This window comes from Bradyrhizobium sp. USDA 3311 (assembly GCF_054062495.1).
Window position 1 is genome coordinate 3156712 of record NZ_JBSSFI010000001.1, and the last position, 20595, is coordinate 3177306.

Annotated in this window: 19 protein-coding genes; 10 read left to right on the forward strand and 9 right to left on the reverse strand. The window is 65.9% G+C overall.

Annotated features, from left to right (window positions below; translation table 11 throughout):
* Positions 1 to 3: 3 nt before the first annotated feature.
* On the forward strand, positions 4 to 741 hold the full coding sequence (locus tag ACVWW6_RS14960; RefSeq protein WP_404524315.1) for an SDR family NAD(P)-dependent oxidoreductase: 738 nt from the start codon (positions 4 to 6) through the stop codon (positions 739 to 741).
* 72 nt (positions 742 to 813) lie between these two features.
* Positions 814 to 1188 (forward strand): CsbD family protein, encoded by a 375-nt coding sequence (locus tag ACVWW6_RS14965; protein WP_060909155.1) that lies wholly within the window; start codon positions 814 to 816, stop codon positions 1186 to 1188.
* Between the two features lie 68 nt (positions 1189 to 1256).
* On the opposite strand, the gene ACVWW6_RS14970 is transcribed toward ACVWW6_RS14965, so the two are convergent.
* Positions 1257 to 2966, reverse strand: coding sequence for an SGNH/GDSL hydrolase family protein (locus tag ACVWW6_RS14970; protein WP_456680940.1), 1710 nt, complete (start codon positions 2964 to 2966; stop codon positions 1257 to 1259).
* Between the two features lie 181 nt (positions 2967 to 3147).
* Positions 3148 to 4530, reverse strand: coding sequence for a lytic murein transglycosylase (locus ACVWW6_RS14975; RefSeq protein WP_456680941.1), 1383 nt, complete (start codon positions 4528 to 4530; stop codon positions 3148 to 3150).
* Between the two features lie 203 nt (positions 4531 to 4733).
* Between ACVWW6_RS14975 and ACVWW6_RS14980 the strand changes: the two genes are divergently transcribed.
* Positions 4734 to 5609 carry a UTP--glucose-1-phosphate uridylyltransferase gene (locus ACVWW6_RS14980; protein ID WP_011084315.1) on the forward strand — a complete coding sequence of 292 codons (876 nt, stop codon included), beginning with the start codon at positions 4734 to 4736 and terminating at the stop codon, positions 5607 to 5609.
* Positions 5610 to 5742: 133 nt separating this feature from the next.
* Here ACVWW6_RS14980 and ACVWW6_RS14985 read toward each other — a convergent pair whose 3' ends face one another.
* Entirely contained in the window at positions 5743 to 7239 is a 1497-nt protein-coding gene (locus ACVWW6_RS14985; protein WP_456680942.1) for a sensor domain-containing diguanylate cyclase, read from the reverse strand.
* A gap of 153 nt (positions 7240 to 7392) precedes the next feature.
* On the opposite strand from ACVWW6_RS14985, the gene ACVWW6_RS14990 reads away from it, so the two are divergent.
* Positions 7393 to 7659, forward strand: a complete 267-nt coding sequence (locus ACVWW6_RS14990; RefSeq protein ID WP_028173458.1) for a DUF7662 domain-containing protein — start codon at positions 7393 to 7395, stop codon at positions 7657 to 7659.
* Positions 7660 to 7701: 42 nt separating this feature from the next.
* Here ACVWW6_RS14990 and ACVWW6_RS14995 read toward each other — a convergent pair whose 3' ends face one another.
* Positions 7702 to 10578, reverse strand: coding sequence for an EAL domain-containing protein (locus ACVWW6_RS14995; RefSeq protein ID WP_028173457.1), 2877 nt, complete (start codon positions 10576 to 10578; stop codon positions 7702 to 7704).
* 139 nt (positions 10579 to 10717) lie between these two features.
* Complete coding sequence (locus ACVWW6_RS15000; protein WP_027544195.1) at positions 10718 to 11716, reverse strand: NAD(P)H-quinone oxidoreductase; 999 nt, start codon at positions 11714 to 11716, stop codon at positions 10718 to 10720.
* Between the two features lie 113 nt (positions 11717 to 11829).
* On the opposite strand from ACVWW6_RS15000, the gene ACVWW6_RS15005 reads away from it, so the two are divergent.
* Together ACVWW6_RS15005 and rcdA are read left to right on the forward strand one after the other, a co-directional pair.
* A complete protein-coding gene (locus ACVWW6_RS15005; RefSeq protein WP_011084320.1) occupies positions 11830 to 12021 on the forward strand; it encodes a DUF1192 domain-containing protein in 192 nt (63 codons plus the stop codon).
* A 562-nt stretch (positions 12022 to 12583) separates the two neighbouring features.
* Positions 12584 to 13093, forward strand: a complete 510-nt coding sequence (gene rcdA / locus ACVWW6_RS15010; protein ID WP_011084322.1) for a protease adaptor protein RcdA — start codon at positions 12584 to 12586, stop codon at positions 13091 to 13093.
* Between the two features lie 208 nt (positions 13094 to 13301).
* On the opposite strand, the gene rpmE is transcribed toward rcdA, so the two are convergent.
* The gene (rpmE, locus tag ACVWW6_RS15015) at positions 13302 to 13529 is read right to left on the reverse strand and encodes a 50S ribosomal protein L31 (RefSeq protein ID WP_011084323.1); all 228 of its coding nucleotides are present in this window, start codon (positions 13527 to 13529) and stop codon (positions 13302 to 13304) included.
* 201 nt (positions 13530 to 13730) lie between these two features.
* Here rpmE and ACVWW6_RS15020 point away from each other — a divergent pair, with 201 nt between their 5' ends.
* Entirely contained in the window at positions 13731 to 15581 is a 1851-nt protein-coding gene (locus tag ACVWW6_RS15020; RefSeq protein ID WP_271552292.1) for an ABC transporter ATP-binding protein/permease, read from the forward strand.
* 196 nt (positions 15582 to 15777) lie between these two features.
* On the opposite strand, the gene ACVWW6_RS15025 is transcribed toward ACVWW6_RS15020, so the two are convergent.
* The 3 genes from ACVWW6_RS15025 to ACVWW6_RS15035 form a co-directional block, all read right to left on the reverse strand.
* The gene (locus ACVWW6_RS15025; RefSeq protein WP_304550859.1) at positions 15778 to 16224 is read right to left on the reverse strand and encodes a GNAT family N-acetyltransferase; all 447 of its coding nucleotides are present in this window, start codon (positions 16222 to 16224) and stop codon (positions 15778 to 15780) included.
* A 127-nt stretch (positions 16225 to 16351) separates the two neighbouring features.
* On the reverse strand, positions 16352 to 17380 hold the full coding sequence (locus ACVWW6_RS15030) for a peptidoglycan -binding protein (protein ID WP_011084326.1): 1029 nt from the start codon (positions 17378 to 17380) through the stop codon (positions 16352 to 16354).
* A gap of 4 nt (positions 17381 to 17384) precedes the next feature.
* The gene (locus tag ACVWW6_RS15035) at positions 17385 to 18404 is read right to left on the reverse strand and encodes a hypothetical protein (protein WP_038965387.1); all 1020 of its coding nucleotides are present in this window, start codon (positions 18402 to 18404) and stop codon (positions 17385 to 17387) included.
* A 185-nt stretch (positions 18405 to 18589) separates the two neighbouring features.
* Between ACVWW6_RS15035 and ACVWW6_RS15040 the strand changes: the two genes are divergently transcribed.
* The 3 genes from ACVWW6_RS15040 to ACVWW6_RS15050 all read left to right on the forward strand — a co-directional run bounded on the left by ACVWW6_RS15040 (position 18590) and on the right by ACVWW6_RS15050 (position 20535).
* On the forward strand, positions 18590 to 18742 hold the full coding sequence (locus tag ACVWW6_RS15040; protein WP_162494056.1) for a hypothetical protein: 153 nt from the start codon (positions 18590 to 18592) through the stop codon (positions 18740 to 18742).
* Positions 18739 to 19779: an SAM-dependent methyltransferase gene (locus ACVWW6_RS15045; RefSeq protein ID WP_304550860.1), complete on the forward strand. Its 1041-nt coding sequence runs from the start codon at positions 18739 to 18741 to the stop codon at positions 19777 to 19779. Before ACVWW6_RS15040 ends, ACVWW6_RS15045 begins: the two co-directional genes overlap by 4 nt.
* A 348-nt stretch (positions 19780 to 20127) precedes the next feature.
* Positions 20128 to 20535: a hypothetical protein gene (locus ACVWW6_RS15050; RefSeq protein ID WP_028173451.1), complete on the forward strand. Its 408-nt coding sequence runs from the start codon at positions 20128 to 20130 to the stop codon at positions 20533 to 20535.
* Positions 20536 to 20595: the final 60 nt, after the last annotated feature.

A 20595-nucleotide genomic window follows, 5' to 3' on the forward strand; every position in this document is an offset into this window, starting at 1 on the left:
GCGATGGCGAACGAGCTGGATTTTTCGGGCAAGCAGGTGCTGGTCGTCGGCGGTTCCAGCGGAATCGGCAACGGCATCGCGCAAGCCTTTCGCGCCAGGGGCGCGCATGTCGCGGTCTGCGGCACGCGTGCTCACGCAACGGAATATTCGGCTGAGGAAGGCTCCGATCTCACCGGCCTTGCTTACGCGCAGCTCGACGTCAGCAATCCCGCTGCGATCGAAGCCTTCAAGCCGTCCTTCGATCGTCTCGACATCCTCGTGCTTGCGCAAGGCGCTGTGATCTATCGCCGCGGCGAGTTCGAGATGACCGGCTTCCGCAAGGTCGTCGAGGTCAATCTGATGAGCCTGATGGCGTGCGCGACGCGGTTTCATTCCATGTTGCGGGATGCGAAGGGCGCGCTGATCATGGTGTCCTCGACCGCGGCCTATCATTCCACCATGGGCAATCCCGCCTACAACGCCTCGAAGACCGGTGCGGTCGGATTGACGCGCACGCTAGGGGAGGCCTGGGCCGAGGACGGCATTCGCGTCAACGGAATCGCGCCCGGCCTCGTCGATACCAAGATGACGAAGGTCACGACCGACAATCCCAAGCGGCTCGAAGGTGCCTTGTCGCGCATTCCCCTGCGGCGATTGGGCACGCCGGCTGACATGGCGGGCGCGGCGCTGTTTCTGGCATCGCCGCTGTCGTCCTACATCATCGGCCAGACGCTGGTCGTCGATGGCGGACTCATTCTCTAGGCGATTGCTCTAGGCGATTGGAACTGCGCTGCGCCTGATCGGTTACTCCGGCTGACCCCCGAGGAGGAGCACATGGACAAGGATCGAATTGTTGGATCGGCCAAGGAATTCGCCGGCCGCGCGGAAGGCGCAGTCGGAGATCTGGCGGGCGATGCGCAGACACAGGCGTCGGGCAAGGCGCGCGAGGCTGCCGGCACCGTGCAGAATCTCTACGGCCAGGCCAAGGACGCCGTGCGTGAGGCCAGCGAGACCGCGGCCGGCTACGCCAAGGATGCCTACGACAACAGCGGCGAGACCTTTCGCGATGGTTCGCAGGCGATTGCCAGGAAGGTGCAGGACAATCCGCTCGGCGCACTGCTCGTCGCTGGCGGCATCGGCTTCGCGCTCGCGCTGCTGATGTCACGGCCGGCACGCCGCCCGGCGCCGCGCTGGCGCTATTACGGCTGAGCCACCCCGCCTCGTCATTCCGGGCTCGCGCTTCGCGCGCCCGGAATCGCATCACATCAGAAATCCAGCTACCGGATCACTTCCGCCGATCGGCCGACATTGCCCGGCGGACGCGGGATCGCGGGGTTTTGGGCTGGATTGCGCGGCCCTGGTGCCGGCGCCAGCTGACGCGGTGCCGGCTGCGGCGAGCCGAAGCCGAAGAAATCACGGAACGACGGCGTCGCCTGGGCCGGCTGCTGCACCACCGGCGGTTTCTTCGGTGCGAGCTTTGGCGGCGCGATCGCAGCAGCCGCCGCGCCCGGCGCGCCGGGAGCAGCAGCGCCGCCGTCGGGCGTCGTCGTGGCCATCGGCGTATCGCCCTTGGCCTGCTCGCGGCCGACTTCGCGGCGCGGCCAGGCATAATCGTCGGCACGGCCTGCGGGGGCCGTCAGCGGCTCGCCTTTCACCATCGTCTTGGCAGCGAGCGCATCGACGGCAGCGGGACGCGAGCCCGGGCCGCCCAGCAATTGATCGGTCGAGATCGAGGCCGCGACCAGCGGCACGATCGGGCCGGCGAGCGGGCGCGGCGCGGGCTTGCCGGGCTCGACGCTGGTGTCGGGCGTTGCCGGCTCGCTCGGCAGCGCGATCGGGCCGGAGCGGCCTGCGAGCAGGCGCGTGATCTCGCGCTCGACATAGTGCGCCAGCTTGCGCGCGCCGGGCTTGGTGAAAAAGACGCCGTCATAGGTGCGGAGCTGACGGATCTGGCCCTCGAAGTCAGGACCCTTCTGGAGGAAGCGGCCGGCTTCGTCGACGAAGCCGTCCCAGACATCGACATAGGTGATGCCGGCCTTGGCCGCGCCCTCGCGATAGAGCGAATCCAGGAACAGCATGTCCGCCGTGCCCTTGGGGCCGCGGATCGCGGGCAGGCCGACCCAGAGCACCGGCACGCCCTTGGCTTTCAGGACGTTGGCCAGCTCCTCGATCTTCTTGGCGTAGAGCTCGACCCAGCGGTCGTCGCGGAATTCGTAGAGGCCGTTCGGGTTGCGTGCGGTCTTCTCGGGAGCAGCGACCTGCGGCGCGTCGGCGTTGTCGGCGTCATCCTGCGGCAGGTCGGCATCGGCCGGCTTGTCGTCCGGCTTCGCCGCGGTGTCGGGCTTGGCGTCGCCGGGTTTCGCGTCAGGCTTTCCTTGCGGCTTGGCGCGCGCGCCCTTGTCGTTCTTCTTGTCCTTGTCCGAAGCCTTGTCGGATTTCTCAGTCACCGGCTCGCGGATCGAGATACGATCGTTGAGGCCGAGCATGACGACGATGACGTCAGGCTTCTCGGTCTCGAGGATGCCCTTGGCAGCAGCCGCCCAGTCCGAGGGTTCGCCCTTCGGCTGGTACTTGATCAGGCCGGACGTGGTCTTGTGCTTGCGGATCACGCCCATGTCGGGCTGCTCGCTGTAGGCGTCTTCCAGGCCGTAGGCGAGCCAGTCCGCCATGGCGTCGCCGATCACCAGCACGTTCTTGTCGGCAATGGTGTCACGCTTGCTAGGTGCCGGCGCGCGCGAGAAATCCTGGCGCGGGGCCTGCGGTTGTTGCTGCTGGAACGGTGCGAAGAAGTCGCCGCCGAACCAGCCGCCACCTCCGCCTTGACGCGGCGGCGGGGCCGAACGCTGCGGCGGGCCGCCGAAGCCGGGGAAGTTGAAGAACTGCGCCGAGGCGGGTCCTGCGACCGATACCAGAATCGCAAGCGCCGTCCCCAGCGCGATCAGCGGGCCGGTCTCGGTCAGCGCCTTGAACAGGGACTTCTTCGACATGCGATCTCGGGCACCCGCAACGGGTCTGGAAGTGGCTCGATATAATAACGGAATCAGGCGCCAAACGGGCAGATTCTATTGCAGATTCTCTCGCAGATTCTTTGGCCATACACCGGGGAACCGCCGCCCCCGTCAAGGCCGGCACGCAAAATCCCTGTTCAGGGTTACTTTCGGCGCGATTTCACCGTCCGCGCAGCCGTTCCAGCACGTCGGAGGACGCAAAACCGTCCGCGGGGACCCCGATCGAGGCCTGGAAGTTGCGCAAGGCCTCCCGGGTCTGGCCGCCGAACTGGCCGTCCGGGGTGCCCTTGTAGAAGCCGCGCTGGGCCAGCAATTGCTGGAGTTCCAGCCGTTCCGTGCGGGCCAGCTCCCGTTCCTGCCGCGGCCAGGGCTGCACGAAGGGCTGCCCCCCACGCAGGCGGTCGGCGAAATGGCCGATCGCCAGCGCATAGGCCTCGGCCGGGTTGTACTTCATGATGACCCGGTAGTTCTGAAGCATCAGGAAGCCCGGCCCCTGCGCGCCCGCCGGCGCCAGCAGATAGGCTTTCTCCGCCGGGTGCGGGAAGGGCTGGCCCGTCGCGCGCTTGAGGCCGAGCTTTTCCCACTGCGCGATCGTCATCGCCTTGGCGCGGTCCGCCAGCATGTAATTGAAGCCCTGGGGCACCACGACCTCGAAGCCCCAGGTCTGGCCGGCCTGCCAGCCGTCCTTCTTCAGGTTGTTGGCGGTGGAAGCGATCAGGTCGGTGGGATTGTCGACGACGTCGCGCCGTCCGTCGCCATCGCCGTCCACGGCAAAGCGCTTGAACGCGGTCGGCATGAACTGGGTCGGGCCGAAGGCGCCGGCCCAGGAGCCGCGCATCTGCTCGGGCCTGAGATCGCCGCGATTGAGGATCTCCAGTGCGGAGAGGAATTCGTCCTTGAAATAAGCCTGGCGGCGGCCGATGCAGGCGAGCGTCGCGGTCGATTGCAGCACGCTGCGGTCGCCCATCTGCGTCGAGTAATTGGACTCGATGCCCCAGATCGAGGCGATGATGTAGCGATCGACGCCAGTGGCCTTTTCGGTGGCGTCGAACTGCGCCTTGTACTTGGCGAGCACCTCGCGGCCCTTGGCGAGGCGGTTGTCGTTCACGAGAATGTCGAGATAGTCCCAGATCGACTTGGTGAACTCCGGTTGCGAGTCCATCAGGTCCATGATGCGCAGGTCGGGCGCGAGCCCTGCGGTGAAGCGCTGAAAATTTTCCTGGGTGATGTTGCGGCGTGCGGCATCGGGCCACATCCCCGCAACGCAATTGTTGAAATTGGAGGCGGCCTCGCGGATCGCGGCCGCCGTCATCAGCGGATGGCCGGAAGCGCCGTCCTCGCCGCTCCAGGGTTGCGCGCCGCCGGGACCTGGCGGGGCTTGCGAGGGAGCAGGGTTCGAGCCGGAGAAAATACCGCCGAACAGGTTCGACAGGCCGTTCTGCGCCTGTGCCTGCGCGCAAGCCGGCAACAGCAAGGCAGCCGCAACCAACGCCACGCTGGTCACGGATCCAGCACGTTCTGCCAGTCCTGCCACTGATTGCATCATGTCCCACCTGTCAGGCCAAAAATCCGCCATCAGGAGGCCCGGTTGCGGTTGCCAATAGCTTAACAAAGATGAAATTTTGGTGTCGGCCTTTTTCTCAACTCTGTAACGGCGAGGCCCCACATCCGCCTTTGTTAGCGGTTGCAAACAAGCTAGCAAGATCACATTGCTCCGTTCACGTCCTCAGGTATTCGATCGATCCCATGAAAATCCGCAAAGCCGTATTCCCCGTCGCCGGCCTCGGCACCCGCGTCCTGCCCGCCACCAAGGCGATGCCGAAGGAAATGCTGACCATCGTCGATAAGCCGCTGATCCAGTACGTCTATGACGAGGCGAGGGAAGCCGGCATCGAGCACTTCATCTTCGTCACCGGCCGCAACAAGAATGTCATCGAAGATCATTTCGACAAGATGTTCGAGCTCGACGCGACGCTGGCTGCGCGCGGCAAGAAGGCCGAGCAGGAGATCCTGGCGCAGAACCAGCCGGAAGCCGGCGCCGTCAGCTTCACCCGCCAGCAGGCGCCGCTTGGTCTCGGTCACGCGGTCTGGTGCGCCCGCGACATCGTCGGCAACGAGCCGTTCGCGGTCGTGCTGCCCGACGAGCTCGTGCTCAACACGCCCGGCTGCCTGAAGCAGATGATCGAGACGGCGTCCTCGCTCGGCGACAAATCCAACCTGATCGCGGTCGAGGCAGTGCCCGACCATCTCACCCATCAATACGGCATCTGCGGCGTCGGCAAGCGCACCGGCAAGATGTTCGAGGTCGACGGCATGGTCGAGAAGCCGGCCAAGGGCACCGCGCCCTCCAACCTCTCCATCACCGGCCGCTACATCCTCCAGCCGGAGATCTTCAAGATCCTGGAGACCCAGGAGCGCGGCGCCGGCGGCGAGATCCAGCTCACCGACGCCATGATCGGCCTCGCCAGGTCGCAGAAATTCTACGGCGTCGAGTTCGAGGGCGAGCGCCATGATTGCGGCTCCAAGCCCGGCTTCCTCCGCGCCAACATCGCCTACGGCCTGAAGCGCCCCGAGCTGCGCGACGGGTTGATCGCGGAGATGAAGAAGTATCTGGGGCAGTGACATCGAAGGCGGACGCCTTCGATGTCATCCCGGGATGGTCCGAAGGACCAGACCTCAGGTGCGCAATTGCGCACCGGGGGATCTCGAGATTCCGGGTTCGGCTCTTCGAGCCGCCCCGGAATGACAGCCTAGATCACGCCACCAGCGACAGCTTCGGCAAGCTCGCGACCACGGACTGGTTACGCCCGCCCGCCTTCGCGGCATAGAGCGCCTTGTCGGCGGCGGCGACCAGGATCGACCAGTCCATGCCGGCGGCGGGGACGAGACTGGCGATGCCGCAGGAGACCGTCGAGGTCGCCGCATCGTCGGACCAGCCCTGCACCTTGCCGCGGATCGCCTCGGCGATCCCGAAGGCTTCGGTGGCGGAGGTGTTCGGCAGCAGCACGGCGAATTCCTCGCCGCCATAGCGCGCGGCGCAGTCGCCGGCGCGGCTCACCGAATCGGAAATGCAGATGGCGATGCCGACCAGCAGCTGGTCGCCGGCCTGGTGGCCGAACGTGTCGTTGTAGGCCTTGAAGTGATCGGCATCGATCATCAGGAGCGCGACCGGCGTCTTCTGGCGCATCGCGCGCCGCCATTCGACATCGATGACAGCATCGAACTTGCGGCGGTTCTTCAGGCCGGTGAGCGCGTCGGTCGTTGCCATCTCCTCGAGCTTGCGCTCGGCCTCGGCGCGTCGGTCGATCTCGCGTGCGAGCACGAGCGTCGATCCCAGCACGAACAGTGCAAGCGCCAGCACCACGGCGCCGATGCGATAAGCTTCCTTCTGCCACAGCGCGAACACGGCGCTCAGCGGCTTGCCGGCCACCACGAACAGCGGACTGGACCCGCCGCTGCGGACATAGAGCCGCGGGGTCGCGTCGACCGGGCCCTTGCCCGCAAAGGAGCCTCCGACCTGGAGGTTTTCCGATTTCCAGTCCGGCCGCGTGCCGAGGTTCTTGCCAATCACGTCGAGATCGAACGGCCGCCGCATGATGATGGTGCGGTCGCGCCTGAGCACGGTGATGGTGTCTTCAGGGTCGAGGCTCAGGCGCTCGAACAATTCGTGGAAATAGCTGAAGCGGATCGAGCCGGCGACGACGCCGAGGAAGCCGCCGTCGGTGTCGCTGATGCGCCGGCTGAGCACGATGGAATAGGTGCCGCGGAACAGCATCGGCCGGCTGATGAAGAGGCCCGCTTCCGGATTGTCGTGATGAACCCTGAAGTAGACCTCCTCGCTCCGGCTCTCCGGCAGGGGATCGAGCGTGGAAGCGTCGATGGTCAGCCTGCCCTCGGCATCGAACACCTGGATCGCGCCGAAATGCCGTGCCGTGGTCGCATGGTCGAACAGGATGAGGTGGCGGACCGTCTTGGAGACCTTCGCGAGCTCGGGCAGCAGCATGTTGTTGGCGACCGCCTTCAGCGACAGGTCGTAGATCTCGATGTTGCGGCTGACGTCGGACTCGATGGTCGTCGCCAGGTTTTCCAGCGTCTGGCGGGCGAGCGCCTCCTCGCCGCGGCGCATGTCGAGCATGACGTTGACGCAGATGGCGGAAAAGCCGATCACCGTCACGACGGACGATATGATCAGCAATTTCGCCGAGATCCGCCACGGCCGGCGGGCCGTGACTTCGCGCCATCCAGACAGCATCGTTTGCTCCCGATCCTAGTGGATGCGCCCGAAAGCTTGAGTAGTGTTTAAGGTAGGACGGCACTGCCGCAATGAGTTAAGAAACGGTTGATGCGGCTCACGGTTTTGGGCAGGCCCGATCGGGCAAATCCGGCTTCGGACGAGAGGACGACGGTGAACGACTACGACGCGTTGCGCGACTATCTGCTGCGGCAGAAGCAGGACGAATTCGTGCTGAGCTTTGAACAGATCGAGGAGATCATCGGCGCGGCCCTGCCGCGTGCGGCGAATCGCGCCTCGTGGTGGGACAGCCTGCGCAGCCCCGACATCCAGATGCCGCAGCGCGAGGCCTGCCTCGCCGCCGGGTTCGTGGCGACACGGATGCCGGACGGCGCGAGCGTCAGGTTCACGAAAAAGAAGAAGAACGACCGGCGGCGGTGAAGCTGCCGACCTCGAGGTTGATGTGGCGCGCGAGTCGCGAGTTCAGCTCGCCGCTTCCAGCCGCACTTCCGTCAGCAGGCGCATCGCCGCATCGGCGTCCATCGGCTCGCCGAAGGCGAAGCCCTGCGCGTATTCACAGCCCATCTGGTAGAGCTCGACCGCGTCGGAATCGGTCTCTGCGCCTTCGGCGACCACGTCCATGCCGAGATCGTGCGCGAGCGCGATGATCGACTTCAGGATCACCGGACGGGTGCCGCGGTTGGTGGTGCGCACGAACGACTGGTCGATCTTGATGGTGTCGAACGGGAATCGCTGGAGATAGGCCAGCGAGGAATGGCCGGTGCCGAAATCGTCGAGCGACAGCCCGGTGCCGAGCTCGCGGATCCGCGTCAGCATCTGCGCCGCGTGCTCCGGGTTCTCCATCACCAGCGATTCCGTCAATTCCAGCTTCAGCGTGCCGCGCGCCACCGACGAGCGCGACAGCACGGTGCGGATGTCGTGGATCAGGTCGTGGCGCAGCAATTGCCGCGAGGAGACGTTGACGGAGGCGAAGATCGGCTCGCGCGAGCGCATCGCGCGCTGCCAGATAGAGAGCTGCTTTGCGGTCTGGTCGAGCACGAACATGCCGAGGTCGACGATCAGGCCGGTCTCTTCGGCGATGGTGATGAATTCCGACGGCGCCATGCGCCCGAGCTTGGGGTGGTCCCAGCGCGCCAGCGCCTCGAAGCCCGCGACCGAGCGGTCCTCCAGCCGGACGATCGGCTGGTAGAGGATGGTGAGCTCCTGCCGCTCGATGGCGCGGCGCAGCTCGCTTTCCAGCGTCAGGCGGTCGGTCTTGCGGGCGCGCATCGCCGGCTTGTAGACGTCGATGCGGTCGCCGCCGATGCGCTTGGAGTGATACATCGCCAGCTCGGCATCCTTGATGATCTCGTCCGTCAATTGCGTCTGAGGATCGGAAAGTGCGAGCCCGATCGAGGCCGTGAGAAAAATCTCGCGCTCGTTGAAGGCGATCGGCGCACGGATGGTCTTGCGGATGGTCTCGGCGAAGGCGGTGATGCGGGCGGGATCCTGCTCCGAGAGCAGGATCAGGCCGAACTGGTCGCCGGCGAGCCGCGCCAGCGTGTCCTGCGGCTTCAGGATGCGGGTGAGGCGGCGGGCCAGCGTCAGCAGGATGGAATCGCCGACCGCGATGCCGACGGAATCGTTGACCTGCTTGAAGCGGTCGAGGTCGATCACCATCAGCGTCGGCCGCAGCGTCGGCATGGTCTTGGCGAAATGCGCGACCGCACCCAGCCGGTCCATGAACAGCTTGCGGTTGGGCAGGCCGGTGAGGTTGTCATGCACGGAATCGTGCAGCAGGCGCTCCTCGGCATTGCGCAGCTCGGTGACGTCGGTGAGCGTGCCGACCACGCGCGAGACCTCGCCGTCGGAGCCGACCACGGGACGCGCCTTCAGCGCGAACCACATGAAATGACCGTCCGGCGTGCGCAGGCGGAAGTCCTGCACCAGGCGGCCGCGGCGCTGGTCGAGCACGCTGTCGAGCGCGGCGCGGAAACGGTCCTGGTCGAGCGGATGCAGCACTTCCAGCCAGGACGCCGCCGGGCCTTCCAGCGTGCCGCGCTTGAGGCCGAGCAGGGCTTCGGTCTCGGGGCTGGTGAAGACCTTGTCGGCGGAGACGTCCCAGTCCCAGATCAAATCGCCGGAACCGGCGAGTGCCAGTGCGCGCCGCTCGATGTCGGAGACGACGCCGGTGGTGGCGCCGCCGCCGGCGAAGGCGTGCTGCATCACCGTGAAGCCGATCAGCATCACGATCAGGACGAGGCCGCCGAGCAGCGCCGGGCCGACGATGTCGTTGGTGACGGAGCCCGCCACCGTCATGCCGGCCGCGACCACCCAGACCACCAGGAGGAACCAGGTCGGGATCAAGAGCACCGCGCGGTCGAAGCCGTGGGTGGAGAGATAGACGATCAGGGCGAAGCCGGCGAAGGCGATCAGCACCAGCGAGATGCGCGCGATGCCGGAGGCCACCGCCGGGTCGAACAGCGCCAGTGCGACCAGCGAGCCGAGGAAGGCGAGCCAGCCCACCGTGATATGCGAATAGCGCACATGCCATCGACTGAGGTTGAGATAGGCGAACAGGAACACCAGCAGCGTCGCCGCCAGGATCGCTTCACCCGCCGCGCGCCAGATGCGCTCGGCGTTGTTCGACATGTCGAGCACCTTGCCCCAGAAGCCGAAATCGACGCCGATATAGACCAGCACGGCCCAGGCCAGCGCCGCTGCCGCCGGGAACATGATGCTGCCCTTCACCACGAACAGAATGGTGAGAACGAGCGCCAGCAGCCCCGAAATGCCGATCACGATGCCCTGGTAGAGCGTGAAGGAATTGACCTTGTCCTTGTAGGCTTCCGGCTCCCACAGATAGAGCTGCGGCAGCTTGTCGGTGCGCAGCTCCGCGACGAAGGTGATGACGGCGCCGGGGTCGAGCGTGACGCGGAAGACGTCGGCGGTCGGGCTTTCCTGCCGCTCCGGCCGGTCGCCGGTCGAGGGCGTGATGGTCGCGATGCGCGACAGGCCGAGGTCGGGCCACAGCAGCCCCGAGGAGACGATGCGGTAATGCGGGGCGACGATCAGGCGGTCGAGCTGGTCGTCGGTGTTGTTGGCGAGCGCGAACACCACCCAGTTCTGGCCGCCCTCGCGGGCGCGCACCTCGATGCGGCGGACGATGCCGTCGGTGCCGGGCGCGGTCGAGACCTGGATGCGGTCGGCATCGCTGCGCTGATGCTCGAGCACGCCGGTGAGGTCGATCGCGGGCGCGTCACCGCGGACGCTGACGGCGTCGAGCGCGCGCGCCGGAAGCGCGGCGACAAGAATCATGAGGCCCAGCGCGATGGGCGCGAGGCACCTGATCAGACGCAAGGTCAGTTCTCCGCGTTCGACGCAAACTTCGTGTGCAAGGCGATTTCAGACCGGACGGAATTGGTTCGGTGCGTCGCGATAGATGCCACGAAAGCAAGGAAAATCAAAGGGTTTCCGGCGTCCCCTATGGGTCAGAGGCCTAGGCCTCCAACACAATTTTGCCAATATGTGCGCTCGTCTCCATGCGCCGGTGGGCATCGGCCGCCTTTTCCAGCGGGAAAGCGCTGTCCATCACCGGTTTGACCCGGCCTTCGCGCAGAAGCGGCATCACTTTCGCCTCGATCGCGGCCACCATCGCCGCCTTGTCCGCATTACTACGGGGGCGCAGCGTCGAGCCGGTATGCGTCAGGCGCTTGACCATGACCTTGGCGATGTTGACGCTGACCTTGGGGCCGTTGAGGGTCGCGATCTGGACGATGCGGCCGTCAACCGCGGCAGCGTCGTAGTTGCGGTCCACATACTCGCCGGCGACCATGTCGAGGATCAGGTTGACGCCGGCATTGCCGGTCTCCGCCTTCACCACGGCGACGAAGTCTTCGGTCTTGTAGTTGATGGCGCGGTCGGCCCCGAGCTTGAGGCAGGCATCGATCTTGTCCTGCGAGCCGACGGTGACGAACACCTTCGCGCCGAACGCCTTCGCAAGCTGGATCGCCATGGTGCCGATGCCGGAGGAGCCGCCATGGATCAGCAGCGTCTCGCCGGCCTTGAGGCCGCCGCGCTCGAACACATTGTGCCAGACCGTCATCAGGGTTTCCGGCAGCGCGCCGGCTTCCTTGATCGACAGCGCCGGCGGCACGCTCATCGCCTGGGCGTCCTGAGCGATGCAGTACTGCGCATAGCCCCCGCCGGCGACCAGCGACATCACCTTGTCGCCGATCTTGTGCCGCTTGGCATTGCTGCCGACGGCGACGACTTCACCCGCGATCTCAAGGCCCGGCAGGTCGCTGGCGCCGGGCGGCGGCGGATAGGCGCCGGAGCGCTGCGCCACGTCGGGCCGGTTGACGCCGGCGGCCTGCACCTTGACCAGGATCTCGTCGGGACCGGGCTGCGGCAGGGCCCGTTGTTCCGGCACCAGCACCTCCGGTCCGCCGGGCTTGGAGATGGCGACCACGGTCATTTGCGCGGGCAGCTTGTCCATGATGTGTCCTTGAGCAAAGGTGCGGGAGGAAACGAGGCCATTGCTTAGCCAGCGCGGTCCGAACTGGCAACCGCCTCGCCCGTGTGCCCGGTGCGAACGCAGGAGGAACGATCATGGCGACGGAAGACGACGACCGCCCGCGCAAGAAGATCACGCATGAAATCGGACAGGATCTCTCACTGTTGTCCGTGGAGGAACTGACCGAGCGCGTCGCCCTGCTCAAGACCGAGATCGCAAGGCTGGAGGAAGCCGCCGCCAAGAAGCGCGCCTCGCGCGACGCGGCGAACAGCATTTTCAAGTCGTAGCGGCTGTCGCTCCACTCTCGTGTCCAGGACGTGGCGCCCGAACTCTCCTCGTCGTCATTCCGGGGCGGCGCGATAGCGCCGAGCCCGGAATCCATAACCACAGGCCGTTGAAACGGGCAGGTGGGTAGAGCCGGGCAACTCCATCTCCCTTTTCCCTTTGGTTATGGATTCCGGGCTCGCGCTGCGCGCGCCCCGGAATGACGACGGAGAGTTTGTTCCGCAGTGCACTCGGCCACTGACCGACATGGCTAACGAACCCTCAAAAAATTCGCTCGTTTACCGTCGATTAAGCTTTCGGCTTTATGACTGGAACTGTCCTCGTTTGGACACCGAGTGGCTCCTGTCCACTCTGTTTGACGCCTCCCTGTTATCAACTTTCAAAGCCGCCGGTCTTCCGGCGGCTCTTTTTTGCGTCTCGTTGCGGTTGAATTCCGAGGAAAGACCCGCGGAAACCATATCCGAGCTTGTCGCTGGACTCCGCGTCCCGCCCGCGCAATGATTTGTTCATCATAAAGCCGGCGCAAAGCCGGACAGGTAAACAGTTGCGTAAGGGGCGTTAACCATGGAACGTTTGCAAGCCGACGGCGCTCTCGTTCAACTCAGCGAGCGGTTCACCAATTCGGCTGCGTTCGGCACGCTGTTCCGCGAGGGCATGGACCTCGTCGAAGAGACCGCAGCCTATCTCGACGGCGCCGGCCGCACCGAGGCCAAGGCACTCGATCGCGCCGTCAGCCTCACCTATGCGACCGAGAGCATGCGCCTCACCACCCGCCTGATGCAGCTCGCCTCCTGGCTGCTGCTGCACCGCGCGGTGAAGGAAGGCGAGATGACGCTGGTCCAGGCCAACCGCGAGAAGACCAAGGTCAAGCTCAGCGCGGCCGATCCCGGTCCCGCCGACACCATCGAGAAGCTGCCCTCGCAGCTGCAGGATCTGATCCATCGCTCGATGAGCCTGCAGACCCGCGTGCGCCGCCTCGACACCACCATCCACACCCCGCCGGCCGAGCACATCGCGATCGGCAACCCGCTGGTGCCGCACCTCAACGCGCTGAAGGCCGCGTTCGAGCGGTAAGCTCTATCGACAATCTCGGTCGTCATTCCGGGACGCGCCTCTTGGCGCGGGCCCGGAATCCATACTCCCGACCGTGGTTATGGATTCTCAGATGCGCAATTGCGCATCATAGCTCGCGACTTCGTCGCGCCCCGGAATGACAGCCGGAAAAAACAAAAACGCCCCCGGTCTCCCGGGGGCGTTTTTCGTCGCGGCCGAAACGGCCGGATCAATCCTTCTTGAGGAAACCCGAGAACTTCTTCTGGAAGCGCGAGACGCGGCCGCCGCGATCCATGATCTGGGCGTTGCCGCCGGTCCAGGCCGGGTGCGACTTCGGGTCGATGTCGAGGTTCAGCGTGTCGCCTTCCTTGCCCCAGGTGGAGCGGGTCAGGTACTCGGTTCCGTCGGTCATCACGACCTTAATCGTATGATAATCCGGATGAATTTCGGCTTTCATGGCAATTCCTAGGGCGACCTGCGCCTTGCTTGAGTGGCTATCGAATGACGGATTTGGCCGGCTCTATACCCCAGCGGACCCTTCAAAACAAGCCATTGTGGGCAAAGGAGAACCGGGCCGTCCCCTAAGGGACATCCCGGATTTGCCACTCCCCCCGCACCGGCCTATGTGGAGCACATCTGTCTCCCTGGGTCCGATCTCATGAGCGCTGTGGAACGGCTTGACGACCAGTACCGCGACGAGCGCGATGCCGCGCCGCCTGAGGCCCCGTCCATCGAAGCCGAGCTGATCGAGCAGCCCGCCAAGGGCCGCGCCAAGCTGCGGCCGCTGCTCGCGCTCGCGCCCTATGTGGCCCGCTATCGCGGCCGGGCCGCGCTCGCCTTCGTCGCGCTCACGATCGCCGCGCTGACCACGCTGCTGGTGCCGGTCGCGGTGCGCCGGATGATCGATTTCGGCCTGACGCCTGAGGGCATCGAGCTGATCAACAGCTACTTCTCGGTGATGATCGCGGTCGTCGCCGTGCTCGCGCTGGCGAGCGCCGCGCGCTACTACCTCGTGATGACGATCGGCGAGCGCATCGTCGCCGACCTCAGGCGCGATGTCTTCGCTCATTTGCTGTCGCTGTCGCCCGCCTTCTTCGATTCCGCGCGCAGCGGCGAATTGATTTCGCGGCTCACCGCCGACACCACCCAGCTCAAATCCGCCGTCGGCGCCTCGGTGTCGATCGCGCTGCGCAACCTGATGATGTTCTTCGGCGCGGTGGCGATGATGGTCATCACCAGCCCGAAGCTGTCGGGCTTCGTGCTGCTGGCCATTCCCCTGATCGTGCTGCCGCTGGTCGCCTTCGGGCGCTGGGTGCGGCGTCTGTCGCGCAATGCGCAGGACACGCTCGCCGAGGCCTCCGCCTATGCGGGCGAGCTGGTCGGCGCGATCCGCACCGTGCAGGCCTATACCAGCGAAGGGTTGGCTGCGAAGCGCTTCGGCGGCGAGGTCGAGCAAGCCTATGAAGCCGCGCGCACCTCGACGCAGGCGCGCGCCGTGCTCACCGCCATCATCATCTTCATCGTGTTCGCAAGCGTGGTCGCGATCCTCTGGATCGGCTCGCATGACGTGCTGACCGGCGCGATCTCGCCGGGCCGGCTCGGCCAGTTCGTGCTTTATGCCGCGTTCGCGGCCGCCGGCCTCGGCCAGCTCAGCGAGGTCTGGGGCGAAGTCTCGGCGGCCTCAGGCGCTGCCGAGCGGCTGTTCGAGATCCTGCATGTGCAGCCCGACATCAAGGCGCCCGCCTCACCGCGCGCGCTGCCGGTGCCGGCGCGCGGCGAGGTCGGGTTCGACCAGGTCAGCTTCGCCTATCCGGCACGGCTCGACGTCAAGGTGCTCGACGCCGTGTCGTTCACCGTGCGCCCCGGCGAGAAGGTCGCGATCGTCGGTCCCTCCGGCGCCGGCAAGAGCACGATCTTTCATCTGCTGCTGCGCTTCTACGATCCGCGCAGCGGCGCGATCTCGCTCGACGGCGTGCCGGTCAGGTCCGCCGATCCCCGTGATTTCCGTTCCCGCATCGCGCTGGTGCCGCAGGAATCGAACGTGTTTGCCGCGAGTGCCCGCGAGAACATCCGCTTCGGCCGGCCCGATGCGACCGATGCCGAGGTCGAGCGCGCCGCCGAGCTCGCGCATGCCGCCGAGTTCATCCGCCGCCTGCCCGAAGGTTTCGACACGCCGCTCGGCGAGCGCGGCGTGACGCTGTCCGGCGGCCAGCGCCAGCGCATCGCGATCGCGCGCGCGATCCTGCGCGATGCGCCGCTGCTGCTGCTCGATGAAGCCACCTCCGCGCTCGACGCCGAAAGCGAGACGCTGGTTCAGACCGCACTCGAAGAGCTGATGAAGCACCGCACCACGCTGGTGATCGCCCACAGGCTTGCCACCGTGCTCTCCTGCGACCGCATCCTGGTGATGGACCAGGGCAAGATCGTCGAGCAGGGCACGCATGCCGAGCTGGTGGCTGCGAACGGGCTCTATGCGAGGCTCGCGAGGCTGCAGTTCGAGGGGGCGTGACGAGCGAGACACCCGCCGGCTGCCCTAAATTCGGTGTCGTCCCGGCGAAGGCCGGGACCCATAACCCCAAGAAGAAGTTTGTCGAAGACTCGTAGTGAAGAGTCCTCTCACGGTACGGTCACCTGCGCCTATCGATAGATCACGCGGTATGGGTCCCGGCCTTCGCCGGGACGACGCCGGAGAGATTGGCGCGCGCCTACGGCCTCCACACCATCTTCAGCACCGGCCGTCCCGAGGTCGGGTTCACCTCATCGCCGGCATGCGCAAAGCCGTTGCGCTCGTAGAAGCGGATGGCGCGCGTGTTGTCCTTGTTGACGAGCAGCGTGACGCCAGAAGGTGACAGGCGCTTGGCTTCCTCCACCAGCAGCCGCGCGGCATCCGAGCCCCAGGATGCGGGATCGACCACGAGCTGGTCGAGATAGCCCTCGCCGTCGATGGTGACGAAGCCGGTCAGCGCGCCGTCCGCTTCCGCAACCACGATCGAGGCCTTCGGCACCAGATCCTTGCGCCAGCGCTCGCGCCACCAGTCCAGCCGCGCCGCGAAGTCGATCTGCGGATAGGCCTGCTGCCAGGTGCGATGCCAGAGGTCGATGGCGGCAGCCTCGTCCTCGGCGCGATAGGGGCGGAGGTGGAGGGCGCTCATCAATACACACCGTCGTTCCGGGGCGCGCGCAGCGCGAACCCCGGTGCGCAATTGCGCACCTGAGAACTTCGAGATTCCGGGTTCGATGCGTCGCATCGCCCCGGAATGACTGCCCCAAGAAACACCACTACCGCTCCGTCAGCTTCAGCTCGATGCGGCGGTTGCGCTTGTAGGCGTCCTCCGTGTTGGCGGTGTCGAGCGGCTGGAATTCACCGAAGCCGGCGGCGACGAGGCGCTGGGCCGGCACGCCGAGCGAGATCAGGTACTGCACCACCGAGATCGCGCGCGCCGCGGACAGGTCCCAGTTCGACTTGAAGCTCGCACCGCTCACCGGGCGCACGTCGGTATGGCCGTCGACGCGCAGCACCCAGGCGATCTCGGCCGGGATCTTCTTGTCGAGCTCGATCAGCGCGTTCGCCACCGTGTCGAGCTCGGCGCGCCCCTCGGGCAGGAGCGTCGCCTGGCCCGTGTCGAAGAACACCTCGGACTGGAACACGAAGCGGTCGCCGACGACGCGGATGTCGGGGCGGTTGCCGAGGATGGCGCGCAGGCGGCCGAAGAACTCCGAGCGGTAGCGCGACAATTCCTGCACGCGCTGCGCCAGGGCGACGTTCAAGCGAGAACCGAGATCCGCGATCCGGTTCTGCGATTCCTTGTCGCGCTTCTCGCTGGCATCGAGCGCCTCTTCCAGCGCGGCGAGCTGCCGCCGCAGCGCGCTGATCTGCTGGTTCAGCACCTCGATCTGCGCCAGCGCCCGCGCCGAGACCGCCTTCTCCGAGTCCAGCGCCTTGCCGAGTTCGGTGGACTTGCCCTGCGCGTCGTTGCCGGCGGCAGCCAGGCCGTCATAGAGGCCCTTGATGCGGTCGCGCTCGGACTCCGCCGAGGCGAGGCCGGCCTTCAATTGCGAGACCTGGTCGTCGAGCGTGAGCTTGCCGAGCTTCTCCAGCGAGAGCAGCTCGTTGAGCTGGGCGATCTTGGCGTTGAGCTGCTCCAGCGCCTTGTCCTTGCCGCTCACCTCCTGCGACAGGAAGAACTGCACGACCAGGAACACCGACAGCAGGAACACGATCGACAGCACCAGCGTCGACAGCGCGTCGACGAAGCCGGGCCAGTAGTTGAAGGCGCCGTCGCTGCGGCGGCCGCGCGCTAGAGCCATGTCGCTAACCCTTCTCGGGCTGGCGCGCGAGCCGCTCCAGCAGGCGGCGGATCTCGCGGTTCTGCTCGCCCTGGCCGTCGGCCCATTCGCGGATCATCTGCTGCTCGGTGCGCATGTGCGAGACCAGCGCCTGGATGGCTTCGGCAAGGCTCGCCATCGCCGCCGTGGTGCCGCGGCTGGCGCTGCCTTCCTCCAGCACGGAGCGCAGCCGCTCGACGGCCGCCTGAAGCTCGCCGCTGGCAACACCCCCGCCGGTGGCGGCCACGGTCACTTCGCCGCGGCCATATTCGCGCACGGTGGTGGCGAGCCAGTCCTCGAGGTCGGTGTAGAAGCGGTTCTGGGCCTGGCTCGATTGCAGGTCGAGGAAGCCGAGGATCAGCGAGCCGGCGAGGCCGAACAGGGAGCTCGAGAACGAGATGCCCATGCCGCCGAGCGGGGCGGCGAGGCCCTCCTTCAGCGTGTCGAACAGCGCCCCGGAATCGCCGCCGACCTTGAGCCCGTCGATCACCTTGCCGACCGAGCCGACGGTCTCGATCAGGCCCCAGAAGGTGCCGAGCAGGCCGAGGAAGACGAGCAGGCCGGTCATGTAGCGGGAGATGTCCCGGGCCTCGTCGAGGCGGGTCGCGATCGAATCGAGCAGGTGCCGCATCGTGGTCTGGGTGATCGTCATCCGCCCGGTGCGCTCGCCGCCCAGGATCATGGCCATCGGCGCCAGCAGCTTGGGGTGCCGGGCCGGCGCGAGGCCGGGATCGGCGATGCGGAAATTATTGACCCAGGACACCTCTGGGTAGAGCCGGATGACCTGGCGGAAGGCCAGCACGATGCCGATGAACAGCACCGCCCCGATCAGGGCGTTGAGGCCCGGATTGGCGAAGAAGGCCTGGATGATCTGCTTGTAGAGCACCACGCCCACCAGCGCGCAGAGCACCAGGAAGACCAGCATCCGCACCAGGAAGACGCTGGGCGAGGATAGCTTGGTGTATTCGATGTCCATGGGGGAGCGGGGCGAGGCGCCTGACGGCATGTCCGGTATCATCCGTTACGAAAGCTTGCTTGCGGCGCGCACTATGGCACAGCGCCAGCCCAAAAAAAGCGCCGGATGCGCGGATTCCGTGGAGAGCTTCCGGAACCCAAAGCCGAAACCGCGCTTTGATAAGGACGTATTTTGCAAAACTTCGGCAATCCGCAGGCTTAGGTCGGATTTTTTGCATGGTGACGGATCTCGGGGGACTGGACGTCATCGCGCCGTTGCTCGCGGTCCTGATGGCGTTCGCCTGCATCCGGCCGGGCGGCAACGCCCGAACCTGCCCGTTGCTTCTTCCGCGTCCCGAACCAGACATGACCAGGGGAGTGGCCGCATGAGCGTCGTTTCCGCGATCATCGGGACTGCCGAACGCGTGCCGCTGCCTGATGTCGTGATCCGCGCCGCGATCCAGCGTCTGTGCTCGCGGACGGCGACCCGCATCTCCGCCCTCGGCGCGGACGACGAGGTCGCCTTCGCCGGGCGGATGATGCTGCGGCCGATCGCCGAGGACATCGATGCCGCCAATGCCGGGCACGACGAGGCGCCCGCATCCTTCATCGCGCAGGCGCTCGGCCCCAACCGCAAATACTCGTCCTGCTTCTACACGACCGATGCGACCACCCTGCGGGAGGCGGAAGAGGAGGCGCTGCGCCAGACCGTCGCGCATGCCGGTCTCGCCGACGGGCAGACCATCCTCGAGCTCGGCTGCGGGTGGGGCTCGCTGTCGCTCTGGACGGCGCGGCAGTTTCCGCATGCCAAGGTGACGGCGGTGTCGAACTCGCAAGGCCAGCGGGCCTATGTCGAGGAGCAGGCGCGGCTGCGCGGGCTTTCGAACCTGCGCGTGGTCACCGCCGACATGAACGTGTTCGCGCCCGAGGGCCAGTTCGACCGCATCGTCTCGGTCGAGATGTTCGAGCACGTGATGAACTGGCGCAAGCTGATGACGCGCCTGCGGTCATGGCTCGCGCCCGAGGGGCGCCTGTTCATGCACATCGTCACCCATCGCTCCGGCTCCCATCTGTTCGACCGGGCCAATCGCGAGGACTGGATTGCGCAGCACGTCTTCACCGGCGGGGTGATGGCGAGCCATCACCTCGTCAGGCAATTCGACGACATCTTCACGGTCGAGAAGGAATGGTGCTGGAGCGGCACGCATTATCAGCGCACCGCCAACGACTGGCTCGCCAATTTCGATGCCCATCGCGACGCGATCGAGGCTTCCTTGCGCAACGTCCATGGCGACGAGACCGCCTTGTGGATGCGACGCTGGCGCTGGTTCTTCCTCGCGACATCGGGCCTGTTCGGCTACGCCGGCGGAACGGAATGGGGCGTCAGCCACTACCGGATGACGGCGGCGGATGAGGGGGTCTCATAGTCCCGCGTGCCCAGCGCATGCATGAGGTCCGCTGTGCCCCCATAGCGGCGCGATGGCGGACCTCATCCGAGGTCCGAATTGGGGCCAATTCCGGACATTCCTAGGGGGCCGCAGTGTCTTCGTGCGACGCCACCTGTTTCCCGGATGCGTCAGGTGACGTAGAATGTCACTGCCCCTTGAAGCGGGACGTGCCGAAATCACCGTCCGGGCAAACGAGAGCACGGGTGCTATCGGCAGGCACACTCCTCTTAGAGACCGTTCCTTTTTTCGGTTTCGCACCACCGTTCACCACGAACTTTGCCCGCTGCGTTTGCGGCGGCTCGTTCGCGTAATGTCGGGAGGAAAGCAATGAGCAAGGTCAATCGAAGGTCCGCACTGGGAATCGGGTTGGCTGCAGTTTCGGCTGCCATGGTCAAGCCAGCGGCCGCTCAAGCCACAAGCTACAAGGATACGACGCCTTGGCCAGGTGTCGTGGTGCGTGAATATGAAGGCGAAACACCATCCCTGATCCCAGGTTTTAAGACCGTCTCAATGCGCGATATCATTATGCAGCCGGGGTCGAAGACCATGGGCCCCCCGATGATGAATGCCATGGTCTGCCATGTCACCGAAGGGGAGCTTCGGCTTGAGCAGGAGGGAAAGACCTTTACGGGCAAGAAGAATTTTGTCTGGACCTGCAACAAGGAAACAAAAGAACAGGCGTACAACGACGGGAGTGTGGTCGCGATTATGCGGATCACCGACCTGAAGGCTTAAGGCTCGTTTCTTCGCAAGAGATCTATTGTGGGAGCGGATGGCGCATGCGACGACGCGCCA

Coding starts and splice junctions, on each gene's coding strand:
- ACVWW6_RS14960 (WP_404524315.1), top strand. CDS start 4: ATGGCGAACGAGCTGGATTTTTCGGGCAAGCAGGTGCTGGTCGTCGGC.
- ACVWW6_RS14965 (WP_060909155.1), top strand. CDS start 814: ATGGACAAGGATCGAATTGTTGGATCGGCCAAGGAATTCGCCGGCCGC.
- ACVWW6_RS14970 (WP_456680940.1), bottom strand. CDS start 2,966: ATGTCGAAGAAGTCCCTGTTCAAGGCGCTGACCGAGACCGGCCCGCTG.
- ACVWW6_RS14975 (WP_456680941.1), bottom strand. CDS start 4,530: ATGCAATCAGTGGCAGGACTGGCAGAACGTGCTGGATCCGTGACCAGC.
- ACVWW6_RS14980 (WP_011084315.1), top strand. CDS start 4,734: ATGAAAATCCGCAAAGCCGTATTCCCCGTCGCCGGCCTCGGCACCCGC.
- ACVWW6_RS14985 (WP_456680942.1), bottom strand. CDS start 7,239: ATGCTGTCTGGATGGCGCGAAGTCACGGCCCGCCGGCCGTGGCGGATC.
- ACVWW6_RS15000 (WP_027544195.1), bottom strand. CDS start 11,716: ATGGACAAGCTGCCCGCGCAAATGACCGTGGTCGCCATCTCCAAGCCC.
- ACVWW6_RS15005 (WP_011084320.1), top strand. CDS start 11,830: ATGGCGACGGAAGACGACGACCGCCCGCGCAAGAAGATCACGCATGAA.
- rcdA (WP_011084322.1), top strand. CDS start 12,584: ATGGAACGTTTGCAAGCCGACGGCGCTCTCGTTCAACTCAGCGAGCGG.
- rpmE (WP_011084323.1), bottom strand. CDS start 13,529: ATGAAAGCCGAAATTCATCCGGATTATCATACGATTAAGGTCGTGATG.
- ACVWW6_RS15020 (WP_271552292.1), top strand. CDS start 13,731: ATGAGCGCTGTGGAACGGCTTGACGACCAGTACCGCGACGAGCGCGAT.
- ACVWW6_RS15025 (WP_304550859.1), bottom strand. CDS start 16,224: ATGAGCGCCCTCCACCTCCGCCCCTATCGCGCCGAGGACGAGGCTGCC.
- ACVWW6_RS15030 (WP_011084326.1), bottom strand. CDS start 17,380: ATGGCTCTAGCGCGCGGCCGCCGCAGCGACGGCGCCTTCAACTACTGG.
- ACVWW6_RS15035 (WP_038965387.1), bottom strand. CDS start 18,404: ATGCCGTCAGGCGCCTCGCCCCGCTCCCCCATGGACATCGAATACACC.
- ACVWW6_RS15040 (WP_162494056.1), top strand. CDS start 18,590: ATGGTGACGGATCTCGGGGGACTGGACGTCATCGCGCCGTTGCTCGCG.
- ACVWW6_RS15045 (WP_304550860.1), top strand. CDS start 18,739: ATGAGCGTCGTTTCCGCGATCATCGGGACTGCCGAACGCGTGCCGCTG.
- ACVWW6_RS15050 (WP_028173451.1), top strand. CDS start 20,128: ATGAGCAAGGTCAATCGAAGGTCCGCACTGGGAATCGGGTTGGCTGCA.